The 17,357-nt window shown below is 73.2% G+C and carries 15 protein-coding genes; 10 read left to right on the forward strand and 5 right to left on the reverse strand.

The genetic code is table 11. The annotated features are described in order from the left end of the window. Window positions 1–189 precede the first annotated feature (189 nt). Window positions 190–1,275, reverse strand: coding sequence for a helix-turn-helix transcriptional regulator (locus QHG49_RS32955; protein WP_301492454.1), 1,086 nt, complete (start codon window positions 1,273–1,275; stop codon window positions 190–192). Between the two features lie 181 nt (window positions 1,276–1,456). Between QHG49_RS32955 and QHG49_RS32960 the strand changes: the two genes are divergently transcribed. The 6 genes from QHG49_RS32960 (at window position 1,457) to QHG49_RS32985 (ending at window position 5,776) form a co-directional block, all read left to right on the forward strand. Next, window positions 1,457–1,849 carry a peptidoglycan-binding protein gene (locus QHG49_RS32960; RefSeq protein ID WP_145487821.1) on the forward strand — a complete coding sequence of 131 codons (393 nt, stop codon included), beginning with the start codon at window positions 1,457–1,459 and terminating at the stop codon, window positions 1,847–1,849. A gap of 122 nt (window positions 1,850–1,971) precedes the next feature. Beyond that, window positions 1,972–2,730: an alpha/beta hydrolase gene (locus QHG49_RS32965; RefSeq protein WP_301492456.1), complete on the forward strand. Its 759-nt coding sequence runs from the start codon at window positions 1,972–1,974 to the stop codon at window positions 2,728–2,730. Window positions 2,731–2,849: 119 nt separating this feature from the next. Beyond that, window positions 2,850–3,455, forward strand: a complete 606-nt coding sequence (locus tag QHG49_RS32970) for a DinB family protein (protein WP_301492458.1) — start codon at window positions 2,850–2,852, stop codon at window positions 3,453–3,455. Window positions 3,456–3,565: 110 nt separating this feature from the next. Then, on the forward strand, window positions 3,566–3,760 hold the full coding sequence (locus QHG49_RS32975) for an antitoxin (protein ID WP_145487816.1): 195 nt from the start codon (window positions 3,566–3,568) through the stop codon (window positions 3,758–3,760). 85 nt (window positions 3,761–3,845) lie between these two features. Further along, window positions 3,846–4,718, forward strand: a complete 873-nt coding sequence (locus tag QHG49_RS32980; protein WP_145487814.1) for a patatin-like phospholipase family protein — start codon at window positions 3,846–3,848, stop codon at window positions 4,716–4,718. Beyond that, window positions 4,715–5,776: a 1-acyl-sn-glycerol-3-phosphate acyltransferase gene (locus tag QHG49_RS32985; protein WP_301492460.1), complete on the forward strand. Its 1,062-nt coding sequence runs from the start codon at window positions 4,715–4,717 to the stop codon at window positions 5,774–5,776. The genes QHG49_RS32980 and QHG49_RS32985 overlap by 4 nt, the downstream gene beginning before the upstream one ends. Before the next feature lie 11 nt (window positions 5,777–5,787). Here QHG49_RS32985 and QHG49_RS32990 read toward each other — a convergent pair whose 3' ends face one another. Beyond that, window positions 5,788–7,026 carry a DUF418 domain-containing protein gene (locus QHG49_RS32990; RefSeq protein ID WP_301492462.1) on the reverse strand — a complete coding sequence of 413 codons (1,239 nt, stop codon included), beginning with the start codon at window positions 7,024–7,026 and terminating at the stop codon, window positions 5,788–5,790. Window positions 7,027–7,469: 443 nt separating this feature from the next. On the opposite strand from QHG49_RS32990, the gene QHG49_RS32995 reads away from it, so the two are divergent. The 3 genes from QHG49_RS32995 to QHG49_RS33005 all read left to right on the forward strand — a co-directional run bounded on the left by QHG49_RS32995 (window position 7,470) and on the right by QHG49_RS33005 (window position 9,897). After that, window positions 7,470–8,138 carry a response regulator transcription factor gene (locus QHG49_RS32995; RefSeq protein ID WP_301492463.1) on the forward strand — a complete coding sequence of 223 codons (669 nt, stop codon included), beginning with the start codon at window positions 7,470–7,472 and terminating at the stop codon, window positions 8,136–8,138. Next, entirely contained in the window at window positions 8,135–9,247 is a 1,113-nt protein-coding gene (locus tag QHG49_RS33000; RefSeq protein ID WP_370530547.1) for a sensor histidine kinase, read from the forward strand. Before QHG49_RS32995 ends, QHG49_RS33000 begins: the two co-directional genes overlap by 4 nt. A 134-nt stretch (window positions 9,248–9,381) precedes the next feature. Then, window positions 9,382–9,897 (forward strand): GNAT family N-acetyltransferase, encoded by a 516-nt coding sequence (locus tag QHG49_RS33005; protein WP_301492465.1) that lies wholly within the window; start codon window positions 9,382–9,384, stop codon window positions 9,895–9,897. 107 nt (window positions 9,898–10,004) lie between these two features. On the opposite strand, the gene QHG49_RS33010 is transcribed toward QHG49_RS33005, so the two are convergent. Next, entirely contained in the window at window positions 10,005–10,664 is a 660-nt protein-coding gene (locus tag QHG49_RS33010) for an RNA polymerase sigma factor (RefSeq protein WP_301492466.1), read from the reverse strand. A gap of 760 nt (window positions 10,665–11,424) precedes the next feature. Between QHG49_RS33010 and QHG49_RS33015 the strand changes: the two genes are divergently transcribed. Then, complete coding sequence (locus tag QHG49_RS33015) at window positions 11,425–12,663, forward strand: citrate/2-methylcitrate synthase (RefSeq protein ID WP_301492467.1); 1,239 nt, start codon at window positions 11,425–11,427, stop codon at window positions 12,661–12,663. Window positions 12,664–12,892: 229 nt separating this feature from the next. Here QHG49_RS33015 and QHG49_RS33020 read toward each other — a convergent pair. Next, window positions 12,893–13,773, reverse strand: a protein-coding gene (locus tag QHG49_RS33020) for an IS5 family transposase (protein ID WP_301492468.1) whose coding sequence is annotated in 2 segments (ribosomal slippage) — window positions 12,893–13,413 and window positions 13,413–13,773 — 882 coding nt in all. Because the reading frame shifts where the segments join, the coding sequence is not laid out codon by codon here. 30 nt (window positions 13,774–13,803) lie between these two features. Further along, window positions 13,804–17,316 (reverse strand): carboxylic acid reductase, encoded by a 3,513-nt coding sequence (car, locus tag QHG49_RS33025; protein ID WP_301492469.1) that lies wholly within the window; start codon window positions 17,314–17,316, stop codon window positions 13,804–13,806. Between the last annotated feature and the right edge of the window lie 41 nt (window positions 17,317–17,357).

The following is a 17,357-nucleotide window of genomic DNA, read 5'->3' on the forward strand; positions in this document are numbered from 1 at the left end:
GCGAGGGGTCGGGGTGCGGGGGTGCGCCGGTTCGCCGGAGGGGGGCTGGGGACCCGGCGAGGACGACATAGTAGACAGCCGGCGAGAATCCGGCGGTGCCCGGGTGGCCGAGGAGGAGGGCGGGGACGAGCGCACCGATGCCCCCCTGCGTCCGGAACGGAACGGTGGTGTCGGCCCACGCCAGGTGGCTTACGGCCGCGTGCCGTCGGGCCTGCGCACGGTCGGTCGGCACCGCGCGTCCGGCGCCCTGCTCGGCCGCTGCAACGCCGTGAGCCGCCTGCTCGGTCGGGGCGCCGTACCGCCCTCCACGTCTCCCTTCATCAGCACCTCGCCCAGCAGTGTGATGTGGTGCACCACCGTCCCGCCCCGCCGCTCCTTGGTGGTGAGGCCGGCGTCGGCCAGGATGCCGGCGTGCTGGCTGGCGGTGGCCGGGGAGATGCCGAGGGCGGTGGCCAGTTCGGTGGTGCTCAGGGGGCCGCCCGCGGCCAGGGTGCAGAGCGCGGCGGCCCGGGTCCGGCCCAGCAGGGCCGTCAGCGCGGGCGGCGGGCTGACCTGGTCGTCCATGAGCAGGTGCCGGTCGCCCGGTATCGGATAGATGAGCACGGGCTGCTCCTGCGGGGCCTCGAAGCCGGCGATCACCAGCCGCCCGGACGCGAAGACGGCCGGCTGGAGCAGCAGGCCGCGCCCGCCCAGGTCGACCTCGGTCAGACAGGGCGACATCGGCAGGGTCAGCACGGGCCGCTCCCACCGGATGTCCGGGCGCAGCGTGGACAGCACCTCGTCCAGGCCCCCGGCCGCCAACCGCCGTGCCCGGTACCGGTGTTCGGCCGCCACCAGCAGGTCGATCCGCTCCCGGTAGGGGGTGATCGCCGCCGCCTGGTACTCCGCCGTCAGTTCGCCGAGCAGCACCCGCGATCTGCGGTCCCCGGCTGCCAGATCCCTGGCGAACGGCGTCAGCCGGCGCAGCCGGCCCAGCCCGTTCACGTAGGCGCGGCCGGTCCGGTCCAGCCCGGCCGCGGTGGCCTCGGCGGTGTCGCGGGCGTCCTGCCGTACGGTCAGGAACTCCGGCAGGTCCGTCGTCGAGAACAGATCGAACAGCATCGCCGAGCGTGGCCGCCAGCGCCGGCCGAGCTGCTCGCGCCACTGCCCGAGGCTGCCCTCGGACCGGCGGGTCGCCAGCATGTGGAGGCTCAGGACCAGTTCCGAGGACATGTCCGCGGCCGGTGCGATCCGGGTACGCGCGAGGTCCTGATCGGTGAAGCGGATCTTCAGCACCTCCCGATCCTGGGCTCGTCACCGCCGCACGGCAAGGGATTCGACCAGAAACGAAACCGTGGCCCCGGGCGCTCCCGCCGACGCATCGTCATCGGCAGCTGAACGCAGACGGCCGGACGGCGGACGAGGAAGGTCCGCCGCCGGGCCGGTATCCGCGCAATTCCGAGGAGAGACACCGATCATGCGTATGCACACCTGGACCCGCCGTACCGCCGCCCTCACCCTGGGCGCGGCCGCCGCCCTCGCCCTGACCGTCGGCTCCGCCGACGCCGCCGGCAACCTCGCGACCGGCAGCAGCGGCCCGGCCGTCGCCTGCCTCCAGCGCGCCCTGGACGACGTGGACGGCGCCGGCCTCGGCCAGGACGGCCAGTTCGGCACCCTCACCCGCAACGCCGTCGTGCACTTCCAGAGCGAGCACGGCCTGAGCGCGGACGGCGTCGTCGGCCCGAACACCGGTGCCGCCGTCAAGAACGCCGTCAGCCAGGCGTACTACGCCGCCCACCGCGCCAACGACCCCTCCCAGGTGGAGCTCGGCAACTGGACCTCCACCTGCGGCGGTCAGCTGCCGGGCTGATCCCGGGGCGGACAGGGGGCCGGCACGCGGGGGTGGTGCCGGGCCCCTGGCCGCCGTTGTCCCCGCCGCACCGCCGATTGATAGCGTGACCTGGTTCGCGAGGGGATCGATCGGAGGGTGCGGTGGCCACGGAGGTCGTCGTCAGGGAGGGGCTCACGTACGGGCCCAGTGGCAAGCTCCTGGACGTGTATCAGCCCGCCGGCGCGTCGGAGCCGGTGCCCGCGGTGCTGCTCTGGCACGGCCGGGGCCCCGACGAACGGGACGTCCTCGCGCCGGTCGCCCGCGCGGCGGCGGAGCGGGGCGTCGTCGTACTGGTGCCGGACTGGCGCCCCGACGCCCCGGACGGCGGCCGGGCGCACCTGCGGGAGTCGGCCGACTTCGTACGACGGAACGTGACCGGTCTCGGCGGGGACCCGGAGCGGATCGTGCTCGCCGGCTGGTCCCTCGGCGGCAAGGCGGCGGTGGGCGTCGCGCTGAACCCCGAGGCGTTCGGCGGCTGGCGGCCGCGAGCCGCCGTAGGGATCGCGGGCGCGTACGGTACGGCCGCCCCGAGCACCGGAACCGTCCCGATCGAGGACCTCCAGAACAGCGGCTCGCTGCCGGCCGTACCGGTGTGGCTGGTGCACGGCACCGCCGACCCGGCGGTGGACGTCGAGCGCTCGCGCGAGCTGCACACGGCACTGATCGGACACGGCCGGCCGGCGTCCCTCGACGAGGTCGCGACCGATCACGCCGGGGTCATCATGACCGAGTTCGTGCCCGAGCGGCAGCGCTGCCTGCCGAGCACCGCCGGCCACGCCGTCGAGGCAGGAGCGCGGACCGCCGACGTACTGGCCCGCGCCGCCGGAACCACCGTCCCGGGCCCGACCTCCAGACGGTGATCACCCGGGCCTCGCTCACCGATCCACGACGGGGAGTTGGGCGAGTGCCACCGGGGCGGATGGCCGAGCGGATGGCCGAATGGAGCCGCAGCCGACGGGCGGAACGGCAGAGTGGCCCCATGACGACCCCAGACGCCAAGGCCGACCTCCGTCGATACCTCCAGTCCGCCCGTGACGCCCTGCTGTGGAAGCTCGACGGACTCTCGGAGTACGACGGCCGCCGCCCGCTCACCCCGACCGGCACCAACCTCCTCGGCCTGGTGAAGCATGTCGCCACCATGGAACTCGGCTACCTCGGCGACGTCTTCGGACGGCCGTCCGGCGAACCGCTGCCCTGGCTGGCCGAGGACGCCGAGCCGAACGCGGACATGTGGGCCACCGCCGACGAGTCGCGCCGGTTCGTCGTGGAGCTGTACCACCGCGCGTGGGCGCACGCGGACGCCACGATCGAGGCGCTGGCGCTCGACGCGACCGGCAAGGTGCCGTGGTGGCCGGACGGCAGGAACGAGGTGACGCTGCACCGCGCCGTCGTCCACGTGATCGCCGAGACGGAACGGCACGCCGGACACGCCGATATCGTCCGGGAACTCATCGACGGCGACGTCGGCGTGCGCCAGGGCAACGACAACATGGCCTCGGACGACCCGGCGTGGTGGGAGGACTACCGCGACCGCCTGGAGCGCGCGGCACGGGACGCCGACCCGGACACGGCACCGCGGGCCTGAGCACGAACGGGGGTCGGGGCGCACTGGTGTCCGCTCCCGGTTCCGACGCATTCCGCCCGGCGCGCGGGGTACCCGCGGTCAGGTACGAAAGGCACTGCGGGAGGTAACTCATGGGCAAGCTCGGGGACATCGCGAAGAAGGCCAAGGAGATGGCCGAGAGCCACCCGGACCAGGCCGACAAGGGCGTCGAGCGCGCCGAGCGGCTGGTCGACGAGCGCACGGGCGACAAGTACGACGCCCAGACCGACAAGGCCGCGGACGCGGTGCGGCGCTCCTACGGCGGCCACGGCACGGCCGAGCACTGACACGAACCACCGACAGCCGGGCCCCGGGGCACCTCGCCCCGGGGCCCGCGCGCGTGACGGCGCCGTCTCGGGGCACCCTCCCGTCATGGAGGAGAGCCGCACCACCCGTCCACCGACCCCGCCGACCCGCGCCTTCGTGCTGGGCGGCGGTGGCGCCCTCGGCGCGTACGAGGTCGGCATGCTCAAGGCCCTCTTCGCCGCGGGCATCCGCCCCGACCTCGTCGTCGGTACCTCCGTCGGCGCGATCAACGGCGCCGCCGTCGCGGCCGATCCGTCCAGCTCGTCCGTGGCCCGGCTCGCCGACCTGTGGACCGGCCTGGGGCGTGCCGGGGTGTTCTCCGGATCGCTGCTGGGCCGGCTGGGCACCGCCGCGCGCAGCGGCACGCACCTCTACCAGGCCACGCCCCTGCGCGAGTTGCTCACCTCCCATGTCCCGGTCGCGCACATCGAGGAGCTGCCCCTGTCGTTCCAGTGCGTCGCGGCGAGCATCGAGCGCGCCGCCGAGCACTGGTTCGCCGAGGGGCCGCTGGCGGACGCCGTGCTCGCCTCGTGCGCGGTGCCCGGACTGCTGCCGCCCGTCCGGATGGACGGGGAGCACTACGTCGACGGGGGCCTCGTCAACAGCATTCCCGTCGGCCGCGCCGTGGCCCTCGGGGCGACCGAGGTGTACGTCCTCCAGGTGGGCCGCGTCGAGCGGGCCCTCTCGCCACCGCGCGCCCCCTGGCAGGTGGCTCTGGTGGCGTTCGAGATCGCCCGCAGGCACCGGTTCGCCCGTGACATGGCGGACCTCCCGGACGGGGTCACGGTCCATGTGCTGCCCTCGGGGTCGGGCCACGACGAGGGCACGGCGACACTGCGGCAGCTGCGGCACCGTAGCTTCGGGCGGACCGCCGAACGCATCGAACGCGCCTACGCGGCCTCCTCCCGGTACCTCGACACCGCGTTCGGCTCACCGTGACCGGCACGGGAGCACCCCGCGGGCGCCCGGCGCGCCTGGCCGGTGCGGCGGTCACCGGTCTGCGCCGCGCGACCACCATCGCGCTGCTGCTCGCGCTCGTCCCCGTCACAGCCGGGCTCCTCGTCGCCGCCGGAGTGCTCTGCGCCCTGCTCGCGCCCGTCACCCGCGAGCCGTGGCGACCCGTGCGGATCACCGGCTTCGCCCTGCTGTACCTGCTGGCGGAGCTGGGCGGGCTGGTCGCCGCCACCGTGCTGTGGGCCCGGCGGCTGCCCGACCGGCGGCACCGCGAGCAGCGCCGCGTCGCGGACGCGTTCGCCGTGCTGGAACGGCTGCTACGGCTGTTGCGGCGGGCCGCCGATTCGGTCTTCCGGCTCCGGCTGGAGGTGACGCCCGCGCCGGGAGCCCCGTCCCGGGACCCGGCGGTGCCGCTGCTGGTCTTCGTACGGCACGCCGGCGTCGGCGACTCCTTCCTGCTGATGCAGACGCTGCTCGGCCAGGCCGGACTGCGCCCCCACATCGTCCTGAAGCGGACCCTGCGCGCCGACCCCGCTCTCGATGTCCTGATCGGGCAGGTACCCCACTGCTTCCTCCCGTCCCTCGACGGCCGCGACGAGGAGGCGATCGGGGAGCTGGCGGCCGGTCTGGGCCCGGGTGACGCGCTCGTCGTCTTCCCGGAGGGCGGCAACTTCACGCCGCGCCGACGGCGGCGGGCGATCGCCTCGCTGCGCCGCCGGGGGCTGCCGGGCCGGGCGCGCCGCGCGGAGCGGATGCGCCATGTCCTGCCGCCGAGGGACGCCGGTGCCCTCGCCGCGCTCGCCGCCGCGCCCACGGCCGATGTCGTCTTCGTCGCCCACACCGGCCTGGACGTCGTCCACTCGGCGCGCACCGCGTGGACCCGGCTGCCGCTGCGTGACACCGTGCGGGCGCACTGGTGGCGCATACCCGCCAGCCGCATTCCGCGGGGTGACGGCCCCCGCAGCGAGTGGCTGCTCGCCCAGTGGGCCCGCGTCGACCGCTGGGTGGCCGACCACGCCGCCCCGGGCGCGACGCACGCGTGAGGCCGGGCGCCTCACCCGACCGACCTGGCCGGGCGGGTGAGCAGGTGCAGGAGCTGCTCCATGGGCCCGCGCCGGAACCGCCGGGTCCACGCCGTCGCCAGGAGCATGGTGGCCGCGATGAGGACGGCCAGCACCGCGAGGGCGGACATGCCGTCGCCGTCGATGGCGGGGACGTACCAGACGTCGTCGAAGAACCACAGCGCCAGGATGTGCAGGACGTACGAGGTGAGCGCCATCATGCCCACCGCGGCGACGGGGCCGGCCGCGCGGGCGAGCCGGGGCGTGCGTTCCGCGACGGTCAGGCAGGCGGCGACCACGGCCACGGCGACTCCCGTGCCGCCGACGACGGAGAGCGTCGTCTCGCTGTGCGGGACGGCCACCAGCAGCCAGGCCGGCGGGGGGCGGCCCCCGGGTTCGCCCGCGGTGTCGGACCACCACCAGGGGGACGACGCCGGGCTGTGTGTGGCGGACGCGAGGGCGGGCAGGGCGTGCGGGACCAGGCGCAGGGCCAGCCAGGAGCCGCCGTAGCCCAGCAGCGCGAGTGCCCCGCCGGTCAGCGCGAGCCGTGACCGGGCGTGCGGGCGGTGCAGGTCCAGCCGGGCCAGCGCCATTCCGGCGAGCAGGAACGGTATCCAGGTGAGCACCGGATAGTCCCCGGTGAACAGCAGGTCCATGGTGCCGCCCGTGCCGGTGAGGAGGGCCAGGGGGTCGTGGGCCGTGATCGCGTCCGCCCAGCCGCCGTCCGCGACGGCCGCCCGGATCCCGTACAGGGCCTGGGGGAGGACCAGGGCGGTCACGGCGGCGAGGAGGGCCAGCGTCCCGGCCCGCAGCCGGTACAGCGGGAGCGCGGCGAGGAAGAGCACCCCGTAGTAGCTGAGGATCACGTCGACCTCGGTGCCCAGGGCGGTCAGCGCGTAGCCGAGCGCCAGCAGCACGACGGCGCGGATCACGACCGTGGCCACGGCCTGCCGGCCCGCCCGGCCGGTACGGGGCCCCGGGCGGCCGGTGATGATGATCAGGGAGAATCCGGCCAGCAGGGCGAAGAGGGCGGAGGAGCGGCCGCTCGCCGCCTCCAGCAGGAACCCCACCGGGCCGCCCACCGCCGGGTCGGGACCGACATGGACCGCGAACATGCCGAAGACCGCGAGCCCACGGGCCAGGTCGATCCCGACGAGCCGCCCCGGCGGGACGCTCCCGGCCCGGACGGGAGCCGGGGCGGCGCGACCGGCTCGCGCGGGCGGCGGTGGCATACGGGACGACGAGGCCGGGAGCGCTTCGGGGGCCGGTGTCGCTCCGCGAGCCGGTGTTTCGGGGGCCGGGGCCGCTCCGCGAGCCGGTGTCGCGGTGGCCGGTGTCGCCCTGCGGTCCGGCGCCGTTGGGGTTGGTGTCCCTCTGCGAGTCGGTGCGGTGGGGGCCGGTGTCGTTCTGCGAGCCGGTGCTTTGCGGGCCATGTACCGATGGGTTCACCGCGGCACCGCCCGAACCACTCCGGCAGCCGTCCCGAGACCCCCCGCCACGCGTCCGCAAACACCTCCGCCCACCGGACGGCCGCCCGCCCGCCGACCGGCCCGGGGCGCCCCCGCCGACCGGCTGAGTCCGTGCCGCCGATCGGCGGGTACCGCGCGCCGCCCGTCCCCGGCGGGCCCCCGCGGGGGTAGGCATCGCACGGAGGCAGGCGACGAGCGGAGCGCACGTGGTCCGGGTGATGGTGATCGATGACGAGGCCCTGATCCGTACGGGTTTCACGCACATTCTCAACGCGGCGGACGACATCGAGGTCGTCGGCGCGGTGCCCGGCGGTCTGGGCGTGCACGCGGCGCGGGAACTGCGGCCCGACGTCGTCCTGCTCGACATCCGGATGCCGGACGTCGACGGGCTGTCCGTGCTCGCCGACCTGCGCCGCATGCCCGAGCCCCCGGTGGTCGCCATGCTCACCACCTTCGACGCCGACGACTACGTGGCCACGGCACTGCGCTCGGGCGCGGCCGGTTTCCTGCTCAAGGACACCGACCCGGAGGAGCTTCCCCACCTGGTGCGCACACTGGCACAGGGCGGGACCGTACTGTCGTCGAAGGTCACGCGCAGGGTGGTCGACGGCTACCTCGACCGCGGTGTGCGCGAGCCCACCGCGGTCCGCCTCACCGACCGGCTCACCGAGCGCGAACGCGCGGTCCTCGCCCTCATGGCCGAGGGACTGGCCAACACCGACATCGGCGAGCGGCTGCACCTGAGCACCGGCACCGTCAAAGGCCACGTCACCAATCTGCTCGGCAAACTGCGGGTCGGCAGCCGGGTCCAGGCCGTGCTGATCGCCGAGCGCGCCGGTCTGCTCTCCCGGGAAGGGGGCGACGGCGCCCGGTGATCCCCCGACGGCCCTCGGACCGGCAGCTCGATGTGCTCCTCGTCGGGCTCGCGCTGGTCGACGCGCTGGCCCATGTCGGCATCACGGACCAGCCGTCCGCCGCCTGCGCGCTGCTCGGCGCGCTCGCCCTCGGCGCCCGCCGCCGGCTGCCCCTGACGACCTTCGCCCTCACGCTCCCCACCGCCCTGGTCACCGACGCGGTCCTCGCGCCCATGGCCGCGCTGTACACGCTCTCCTCGCTCAACCGCCACCGCGTCCTGCTGGCCGGCTGCGCCCTCACCTATGCCGTCATCGACTACCTGCCCTGGCCGTGGTCCTCCCTCGACGCCACCGAACTGTCCCAGACCAACAACCTCTTCCACCTCAGCTACACCCTGGCCACCGCCGCCGCCCCCGTCTTCCTGGGCCAGCTCGTCCAGGCCCGGCGCGAACTCTCCCTGCGCCTGGCCGACATCGGCGCGGCCCGCGAGCAGGAACGGCTGCTGACCGCCCGGAGCGTCCTCGCCGAGGAACGCGCCCAGCTCGCCCGGGAGATGCACGACGTGGTCTCCCACCAGGTCAGCCTGATCGCCGTACAGGCCGGAGCGCTCCAGGTGGGGAGCAGGGACACCGAGACGAGGCGGGCCGCGGCCACGATCCGCCGGCTGAGTGTGCAGACCCTGGACGAACTGCGGCACATGGTCGGCGTCCTGCGCGACTCCGGCGGCGGCCCGAGCGAACTGACACCGCAGCCGTCCCTCGCCGACCTGGAGCGGCTGATCGACGCCAGCGGCATCGAGGCGAAACTGGAGACCGATCTGCCCGAGGGCCTACCGCCCGCGTTGCAGCGCGCCGTCTACCGCACCGTGCAGGAGGCGCTGACCAACGCGCGCAAGCACGCCCCCGGTGCCACGGCGACCGTCCGCATCGTCCACCGCGGCGACCGCGTCCGCACCACCGTCACCAACACCGCCCCGCTCCGGCGGGCACTGGTGCTGCCGAGTGCCCAGCACGGTCTGGTCGGCCTGGCGCAGCGGGCCGAACTCCTCGGCGGCAGCGTCGTCTCCGGCCCCACCGCACAGGGCGGTTACGAACTTCACCTGGAACTCCCTGTCGGACGCAACCGCTGACCTCCCGGCCGAGTGACAGGGCCCGGCGGGGCGGGTCGTGACCGCGGGCCACGCGCAGCCCGTACGACGTGCTCACCGCACCGGAGCCGCGCCCACCCGGCCGTTACGATCAGCGGATGATACGGGTGCGCCCCATGCGTGAAGAAGACATCCACGGCGTCTCGACGATACGGGTGAAGGGCTGGCAGGCCGCCTACGCGGGGATGGTGCCGCAGGGCTACCTGGACGCGCTCACGGTCGCGGAGGACGCCCGCCTGCGACGCGACATGTTCGAACGCGCCACGGACACGGTGCTGAACCTCGTCGCGGAGGAGGACGGCACCGTCGTCGGCTGGGCAGCGCTGGGCCCCTCCCGCGAGGACGACCGCGAACCCTCGGACGGTGAACTCCTCGCCCTCTACGCCGCTCCCGACCGCCTCGGCACCGGCATCGGCAGGGCCCTGATGCGGCAGACGCTGACCGCCGCCCGGGAACGCTCCTTCCAGCGCCTCGTCCTCTGGGTGCTCGCCGCCAACACCAGCGCCCGCCGCTTCTACGAACGCGCCGGCTTCCTGCCGGACGGCGGCTCCTCGGACTGGCCGGTCGACGGAGTCGCGGTGCCGGAGGTGCGCTACGTCAGGGACTTGGCACCACCGCGTCCGCTCCGCTGAGGCCGGGTCGCCCGGCCCTGGCTCGCCCCACTGCTCTGCGGTGCGCGCCGGCCGAACGGAGCCCGCTCGGTGGGCAACGCCGGGCCGCCCCCGTGGCGGCCGGCGGGTCATTGGAGGGGCGCGAGAGTGTGGGTGAGGGTCGTGAGGGCGCGGTGGGTGTGGGTCTTGACGGTGCCGACGGTGACCTGGAGGAGGATGGCGATCTCGTTCTGTTTGAGGTCGTGCCAGTGGCGGAGGACGAGGGCCTGCTTCTGACGGTCGGGGAGCTGCCGGAGAGCCTGGTGGAGAGTGTGGTGGTCGTGGTGCTGGAGCGCGGTGGTCTCGGCGGACAGGACGGTTTCGGTGGGGGTGGCTCGGGCGTGGTGGTGGATGGTGTGCTGGCGCCGGTGATGCATGCGGGTCAGGTTGTGGATGGTGGTGCGGAGATAGGCGGTGGCGGCTTGCTTCTGGTGCAGGTGCTGCCAGCGCTTGCAGAGCTGGAAGTAGGCCTCGGCGACGATGTTCTCGGGGTCGTCGGCCCCGAGGCTCGCGGCGAGGCGGAGCAGGGACGTGTACTGGGTCTGGAAGAGCCGGGTCAGAACCGTCTCCCGGTCGCCTTCCTCCGCGTCCCGGCCCGGCCTCGACTCAGGTCGCGGATCCCGTTCCCGCTCCGGTGACTGCTCCGGTAACTGCTCCGGTGTCTGCTGTGGTGCGTCGTCGTTCGTGGACGCCGCCGGTGCTGGTCCGTCGGCGATGGTCGCGCGTGCTGTGCGTCTGGTGCCGGTCATGAAGTGTTGACATCCCCTGTTGCGTAGCCGCGCCACGGCCCACGACCCCTGGATCTCCCTGCCTCCCCGGCGTACTGCCGAGCTGCCCAACACCACTGTTGTTACGTGGAGTTGGAGTGCAAGAGGGAGTAAGCGGCCTGCTGGTCCCTGGCGTTGTCCGGCTCGTTGCTGTCAATCCGTTCCCGGGTCAAACCGCTGTGCGCGGTGATCTGCTGTCAAGTCGGCGCGTGCGGTGTTCTCCTGTCGAGTCGGTGCGTGGTCGCTTCGACGGCGTTCGGTGTCCGGATTCGCTCCTTCCGATACCGGCCGACCGCTCCCCGCCCAGCACGTCGCTGAGGGAGGTGCGTGTCCCCGACCGGGGTGCGCGAAGGCCGATTCGCGCCCCGGCCCGCACACCGTCCACCGGCTTCCTCCAACCTCCCGGCCGTAGGGACGCGCGGGCGGTGGGACGGTGATCGCGCCTGGTGAGCGGGCACACCGGCGCGTTCCACGGCCGGCGGCCCTGCCGCTTGTGCGCCGCTCCCGGCGCGGGTGTGCCGGCGTACGAGGAGGCGACTCCTCCGGCTGGTTCCGTGCGCAACTGTCCCCATCCTGTGGGCCCCCGTCGTTGCGTTGCTGTGGTGGTGCCTGCGTGGCAGGATCCGGCCGAAAACTTACACCTTCGTGTCAACGTTCTGTGGGTGCTCCGCAACTTCTACGTGAGGGTCTCGTCCACATTGATCAGAGGGGGACATGCGGAGTGAGCGTCGAGGAGTCCGGGATGGACGACGGGATGTGGCTGACGACGGAGCAGGCGGCGAGACGGCTGGGCGTGAAGCGGGAGACGATCTACGCGTACACGAGCCGGGGGCTGCTGCGCAGAGCGAGTGACGGGGCGCGGGGGAGCAGGTTCCGGCGCGACGACATCGAGCGTCTTGCGGCGCGGGGGCGCAAGACGCGGGAACGGGAGGGCTCGCGGGCGGTACTGGAGTCGAGCATCGCGCTGATCCGTAACGACCGGTTGTTCTACCGGGGTTACGACGTGCTGCTGCTGAGCCGGGGGATGGGGTTCGAGAACGTGTCCCGACTGCTGTGGGGAGCGAGCGTGGAGGCGCTGCCCGCGGTGCCGCGCGCGTGGGCGTTCCCGCGGGAGTGGCGGTCGGTCGCCGATGTCGACCGGGAGCGTTTCCCGCTGCCGTTGGACCGGATCGTGTCCGGGTTCGCCGCCCTGTCGGGGGCCGGGCACAGCAGTGTGATCGAGGAGGACTGCACCCTTGAGGCGCAGCGGCTCATCGCCTACGCCGTGTACTGCGCGACCGGGGTGCCGCCGGTGGAACGCGGCGGAGTGGCCGGGGCGTTGGCACAGGGGCTGCTGCCCGCGTCGCGGTGGGCGGTGATGCCGCCCGCGCTGGTGTCCCTCGTGGACGTGGCGCTGAATCTGGCGGCGGAGAACGGGCTGGCGGCGCCGACGGTGTGCAGCAGGATCGTCGCCTCGGTCGGCGGCGACATGAAGGCGGCCGTACTGGCCGGGCTGTGCGCGATGCGGGGCACCGCACCGGGCGCGGCGGCGTACCGGGTGGAGGAGCTGCTGGGCCGCTACCACGAGAATCCGGGCTGTTCACAGGTGGCCAAGCTGATCGCCTCGGACCAGCCGGTGCCGGGGATCGGGCATCTGGCGTTCCGGCAGCGGGATCCGCGGGCGGCGATCCTGCTGGAGCGGATGGCCGCGGAGTGGCCCCCGGACACCGACCTGCCCGCGGGCGGCGCGCTGCGGATGGCCGCCCTGCGCGAGGCCCTCGCGGACATCCGCGAGGCCGGCCTGGTCCCGGTCAACCTCGACTTCGCCGTGAGCGCCCTGTGCTTCGTCGCCGGTATGAGCCCGGGGGCGGGGGAGGCCCTGTTCTCCATAGCCCGCATCTCCGGGTGGGTCGCCCATCTGCTGGAACAGCTGACCCAGAACACCAACTTCCGCATGCACTTCGTGTACACCGGCCCCGTCCTGCGGGGCAGCAACGGCTGACCCTCGACCCGTCCACGGGCGCCGCCACGACCGACGGCGGCGCCCGCACGCCCCGAGCGATCCCGGGCCGGGCGTGTGGCCGAGGGGAGAACCGCCCCGGCCGCCTCCGGTCTGTGCCGCGGTGCCAGGCGGGCCCGCCTCGGCGCCCTGGGGTCGCCGATGACGGGCACCGCGGCGTTCACGTGTCACGTCAGATCAGGCGCCGCTCCCCTAGGAGCTGTCCGGCGGATCATGGGCGGAGCCATAAGCGGATCGCTGCTGCGGTGACCGTGCCGTGGAAGACGTAGGCCCGTTTCTCGTAACGGGTGGCGACAGCGCGGAAGTGCTTGAGCCGGTTGATGGTCCGCTCGACCTCGTTGCGACGCCGGTAGCGCTCGCGGTCGAACCCGACGGGTCTGCCGCCCGTGCTGCCTCTGCGCCGACGGTTGGCCCGCTGGTCCCTCGGCTCAGGAATCGTGTGTTTGATCCTGCGTCTTCGCAGGTAGCGGCGGTTGCGCTGGGAACTGTAAGCCTTGTCGCCGCTGACGTGACCGGGCCGGGTCCGGGGCCGTCCGCCCAGCGGCCGGGTGACTCGGATCCGGTCCAGGACCTCGATCATCTGCGGGGCATCGCCCCATTGACCCGGCGTGAGCAGCAGGGCCATGGGACGGCATCCACCCTCGCCGGCGAGGTGGATCTTGCAGGTCAGACCGCCCCGGGACCGTCCGAGTCCCTCATCGGGGCGGTGGTGCCGGGGCGTCGTCCTTTTTTCGGAACCCGCGGCCTGGCCCTGCGGGCGCCGGCCGCGTGCTGGTGAGCCCGGCAGGACGTCGAGTCCACTCCGACCATCGACCAGTCGATCCGCCCCGCAAGGTCGGCGTCGGCCTGGACAGCTTGCAGGATCCGGTCCCAGGTGCCGTCCGCCGACCAGCGGCGATGCCGTTCATAGACCGTCTTCCAGGACCCATAGCGTTCCGGCAGGTCACGCCACGGGACACCGGTCCGAACCCGGAACAGGATCCCGTTGATCACTGTGCGATGGTCGCTCCACCGGCCTCCCCGACCGCCCGCGGACGGCAGATGCGGCTCGAGCAGCGACCACTCGCGATTCGTCAGATCCCCCCGACCCATGCTCGATCCAACGAGCAGCCAGCCAGAAAGTCACGTGATCCGCCGGACAGTGCCTAGTTCGGTCACGTATCTGGTGATCAACTCCTGTGACAGGTGGGGGATGTCGTCCGTCCCGTCGAGGGACGCGGCCCGGACCGCCGCGCGGAACCGGTCCGCCGGCAGGGCGGATCCGCGCAGCGGCTGCTGCGGAGTGGCGAAGGCGTGCAGCAGGGGGAGCAGCGACTGCTGCCGCTGACGGTCGGGCAGCGCACGCAGAGCGGTCTCGAAGCGGCCGAACCACTCGGCGTAGTCCGCCACACGGGCCAGCGGGTGGCCCGCTGCCGACAGCCAGTCGACGAACGTGTCCAGCGAGATGCCGTCCTCGTGCGGGTTGACCACGTTGTACGTCCGGTGGCCCGCCCGTGCGTCGTCGCCCAGCGCGGTGACGGCCCGGGCCGTGAAGTCCACGGGGAGCGCGTCGTAGTGTCCGCCGCCGTCGTCGCCGGTGCCGCGGGCGTAGAAGCTGCCGGGCGCCGTCCCTGTGGCCAACAGGCTCAGCAGCAGGCGGGTGAAGACGTCCGAGATGTTGACCTGGCCGGCGTAACGCGGGTGGGCGAGGATCAGGTTCGAGCGGAAGACGGCGACCGGCAGGCCGAACGCGTCGTGCGCCTCGCGCAGCAGCACCTCACCGGCCCATTTGCTGGCCGCGTACCCGTCGGCGTACGCCCCCTGGAGATCGCGGGTCGCGCAGGCGGTGCGGATGTCCGCCGACTCGTCGGCCGCTGCCTCGTCGCCGAAGACGACGGCGACCGTCGACAGATAGGTGAACTGCTTGATCCGGGACGTGACCGCGAGCCTGATCAGTTCGGCCGTTCCCCCTACGTTGGGGCCGAACAACTGGTCATAGGGCAGGAGGTGGTTGACCTGTGCCGCCGGATGGACGATCAGGTCCACGGTGTCGGCCAGTCGCCGCCAGGTCTCCTCGTCGAGCCCGAGGCCCGGTTCCCCGATGTCGCCGGGGAGCACGCGCAGATGCCCGTCGGCGGCCTCGCGGTAACGCCTGAGGAGTTCCGGGTCGCCGCTGTCGAACGCCGCGTCGAGCCGTGCCCGGGCCGCCTCGGCGGAGGAGCCGCGGACCAGGCACACCAGCGTCCCGTCCCGCTCGGCCAGGCGCTCCAGCCATTCCAGGCACAGGAAACGGCCGAGGTAGCCGTTGGCGCCGGTCAGCAGGACGGTACGGGCCTCGGGCAGCGGACCGGCCGGCCGGTGCGCGGCGGTGCGGGGGTCGAGGAACGCGTCCAGCCGTAGATCGCCCGCGTCGAGTCGCGTCGCGGCCGGGCCGTGGACGCTGTCGGCGGTGGGGCGACGGTGTTCCGACGCGAGCGCCCGCTCGATGTGATCCGCCACCTGCCGAAGGGTGTTGACCGGACTGATGACCACGTCCACGGGGACGTCGACGTGGAAGATCTCCTTCAAGGTCTGGGAGAACGACAGTGCCGTGAGGCTGTCACCGCCGAGTTCGAGGAAGCGGATGCCGGGCGCCACGGCGGCGTCCTCCTGCCCGAGAAGCGCCCGGACCGTCCGCAGCACGGTGTCCAGGACCGGCACGTCGGCGCCGATGCGGCGCAGTGCCTCCAGCTCGGTGGCCTCACGGTCGGACAACTCGGCGTACAGCGCTTCGAGACGCTCGCCGTAGCGCTTCGTCAGGGCCGGTCGCAGCGGCTTGCGCACTCCGGAGAGCAGCCCGTTCTCCTGACTGAACGGCTCGCTCTCCACCAGGAGATCCCGTGGCACCTCGTAGGAGTTCAGTCCCGCCTCGGCCGCGAGGCTCCGCAGCGATTCCCGCAGCACCGCCCTGAGACGCCGGGGGTCACCGGCGGCGCTGTCGAGGGCGTCCCGCGTGGGTACGACGACCGCGAGCAGACAGGGGCGGGCACTGTTGCCGTACAGGAAGATCTGCCGGACGGCCGGACTGCCGCCGAAGAGCGCCTCCAGCCGGGAGACGGTCACGAACTCGCCCTGCGACAGCTTGAGGACGTTGGCGCGGCGGTCCACGTACCTCAGCTCGTCGGGACCGACGCGGGCCATGATGTCGCCGGTGCGGTAGAAGCCGTCCTCGTCGAAGACCTCACGGGTGGCGTCCGGGCGCCGGAAGTAGCCCGGCACGAGCCGCTCGGACCTGATCAGCAACTCGCCCCTGGGATACGGCGAGTCGGTGCCGAAGTATCCCAGCTCGGGAACGTCGGCCAGCTTGTGGCCGGTCACCGGCGGGCACAGCACGCGGCCGTCGAGGAAGACGATCCCGGCCTCCGTCGATCCGTAGCCGTCCAGCAGCCGCACGTGCAGGCAGCTCTCCACGAAGGCCGTCATCTCCGTGCTGAGCGGAGCCGAGGCGCTGACGGCCCATAAGAGGCGCCCGCCCATGACCTTTTCCCGCAGTTCCTCCGTCACCTGCTCCTCGGACTCGGTGGCGTCCCGGCCCGTCTCGTCACGGCGGGACAGCTCGTCCCGGTGGTGGCGCAGAAGCATGTCGGCGATGCGGGGCACCATGACGAACTCGGTGGGGCGCACCAGGGAGAGATCTTCGAACAGCGTCGACAGGTCGCCGGCCGCCGGGAAGCAGACCAGGCCACCCTTGGCGAGCGTGCCGAACAGCACGCCCCTGCCGATCATGTGACTGAGCGGCAGATAGTTCAGCACGATGGCGGGCCACGACGCCTGGCCGGGCACGAAGTCGACCCAGAACTGGCTGACCACACGCTCGGTGTACATGGCGCCCTTGGGGGTGCCCGTACTGCCCGAGGTGTAGATCAGCGTGCTGAGCGCGTCGGCCGCCGACGTCGCGGGAACCCGTGGGACCGAGGGCAAGCCCCGTCCCCGGTCGATGACCGACGCCAAGGTGTCCAGGACGACGCCCCGGCCGCGCGCGGAGCCCAGGGCCTCCTGGTGCGCGGTGACCTCGGGGCGGTGGCCCACGACGACGATCCTGCCCAGCGAGGGGGCGTTCGCCGCGATCCGGAGCGCGACGTCCAGATGGTCGGCGTCCACCGCGAGCAGCCGCGGTCCGGTCTGCTCGATGATGGGGCCCAGGTGTTCGGCGGAGGCACCGGCCGGCAGCGGAACGGACACCGCGCCGGAGCGCACACAGGCCAGCTCCACCACGGTGTACTCGATGCCGGGGCGACCGAGAACGGCTACGAAATCCCCGGGTCGCACGGGGAGTTCGGGGTGGTGCCGCCACTCGGAGGCCACGGCGCCGGCCCGTTCCCACAGTGCGCCGTAGGTGAGCGTGTCGAACCGCTTCAGCAGGCGCGGCGCGGTGCGGCCCGTCTCCGGGTCGGTGAACGGCTCCGTGGCCCGCTCGCCGAGAGCGGGGCGGTCCGCGTACGCCTCCATCACCGTGGCCACCAGGGCGGCGAGGGGCAGTCCGGGCCGCCGGATCGCCTCGGTGACGGTGTCCAGGGGCGCGGTGTCGCGGAACTGCGCGTCGGTTGCGTACAGATGGGCGCCTCGTCGGCGGGCGCGGGCGTCCAGTTCGTCGGCGGGGAGTCGGGAGAGGGGCATGGGGCATCTCCTTCTGTGACAGGGAAATCCTGTGGATGGGG

The sequence above is a fragment of the Streptomyces sp. WP-1 genome, from assembly GCF_030450125.1.
Lineage (GTDB): Bacteria > Actinomycetota > Actinomycetes > Streptomycetales > Streptomycetaceae > Streptomyces > Streptomyces incarnatus.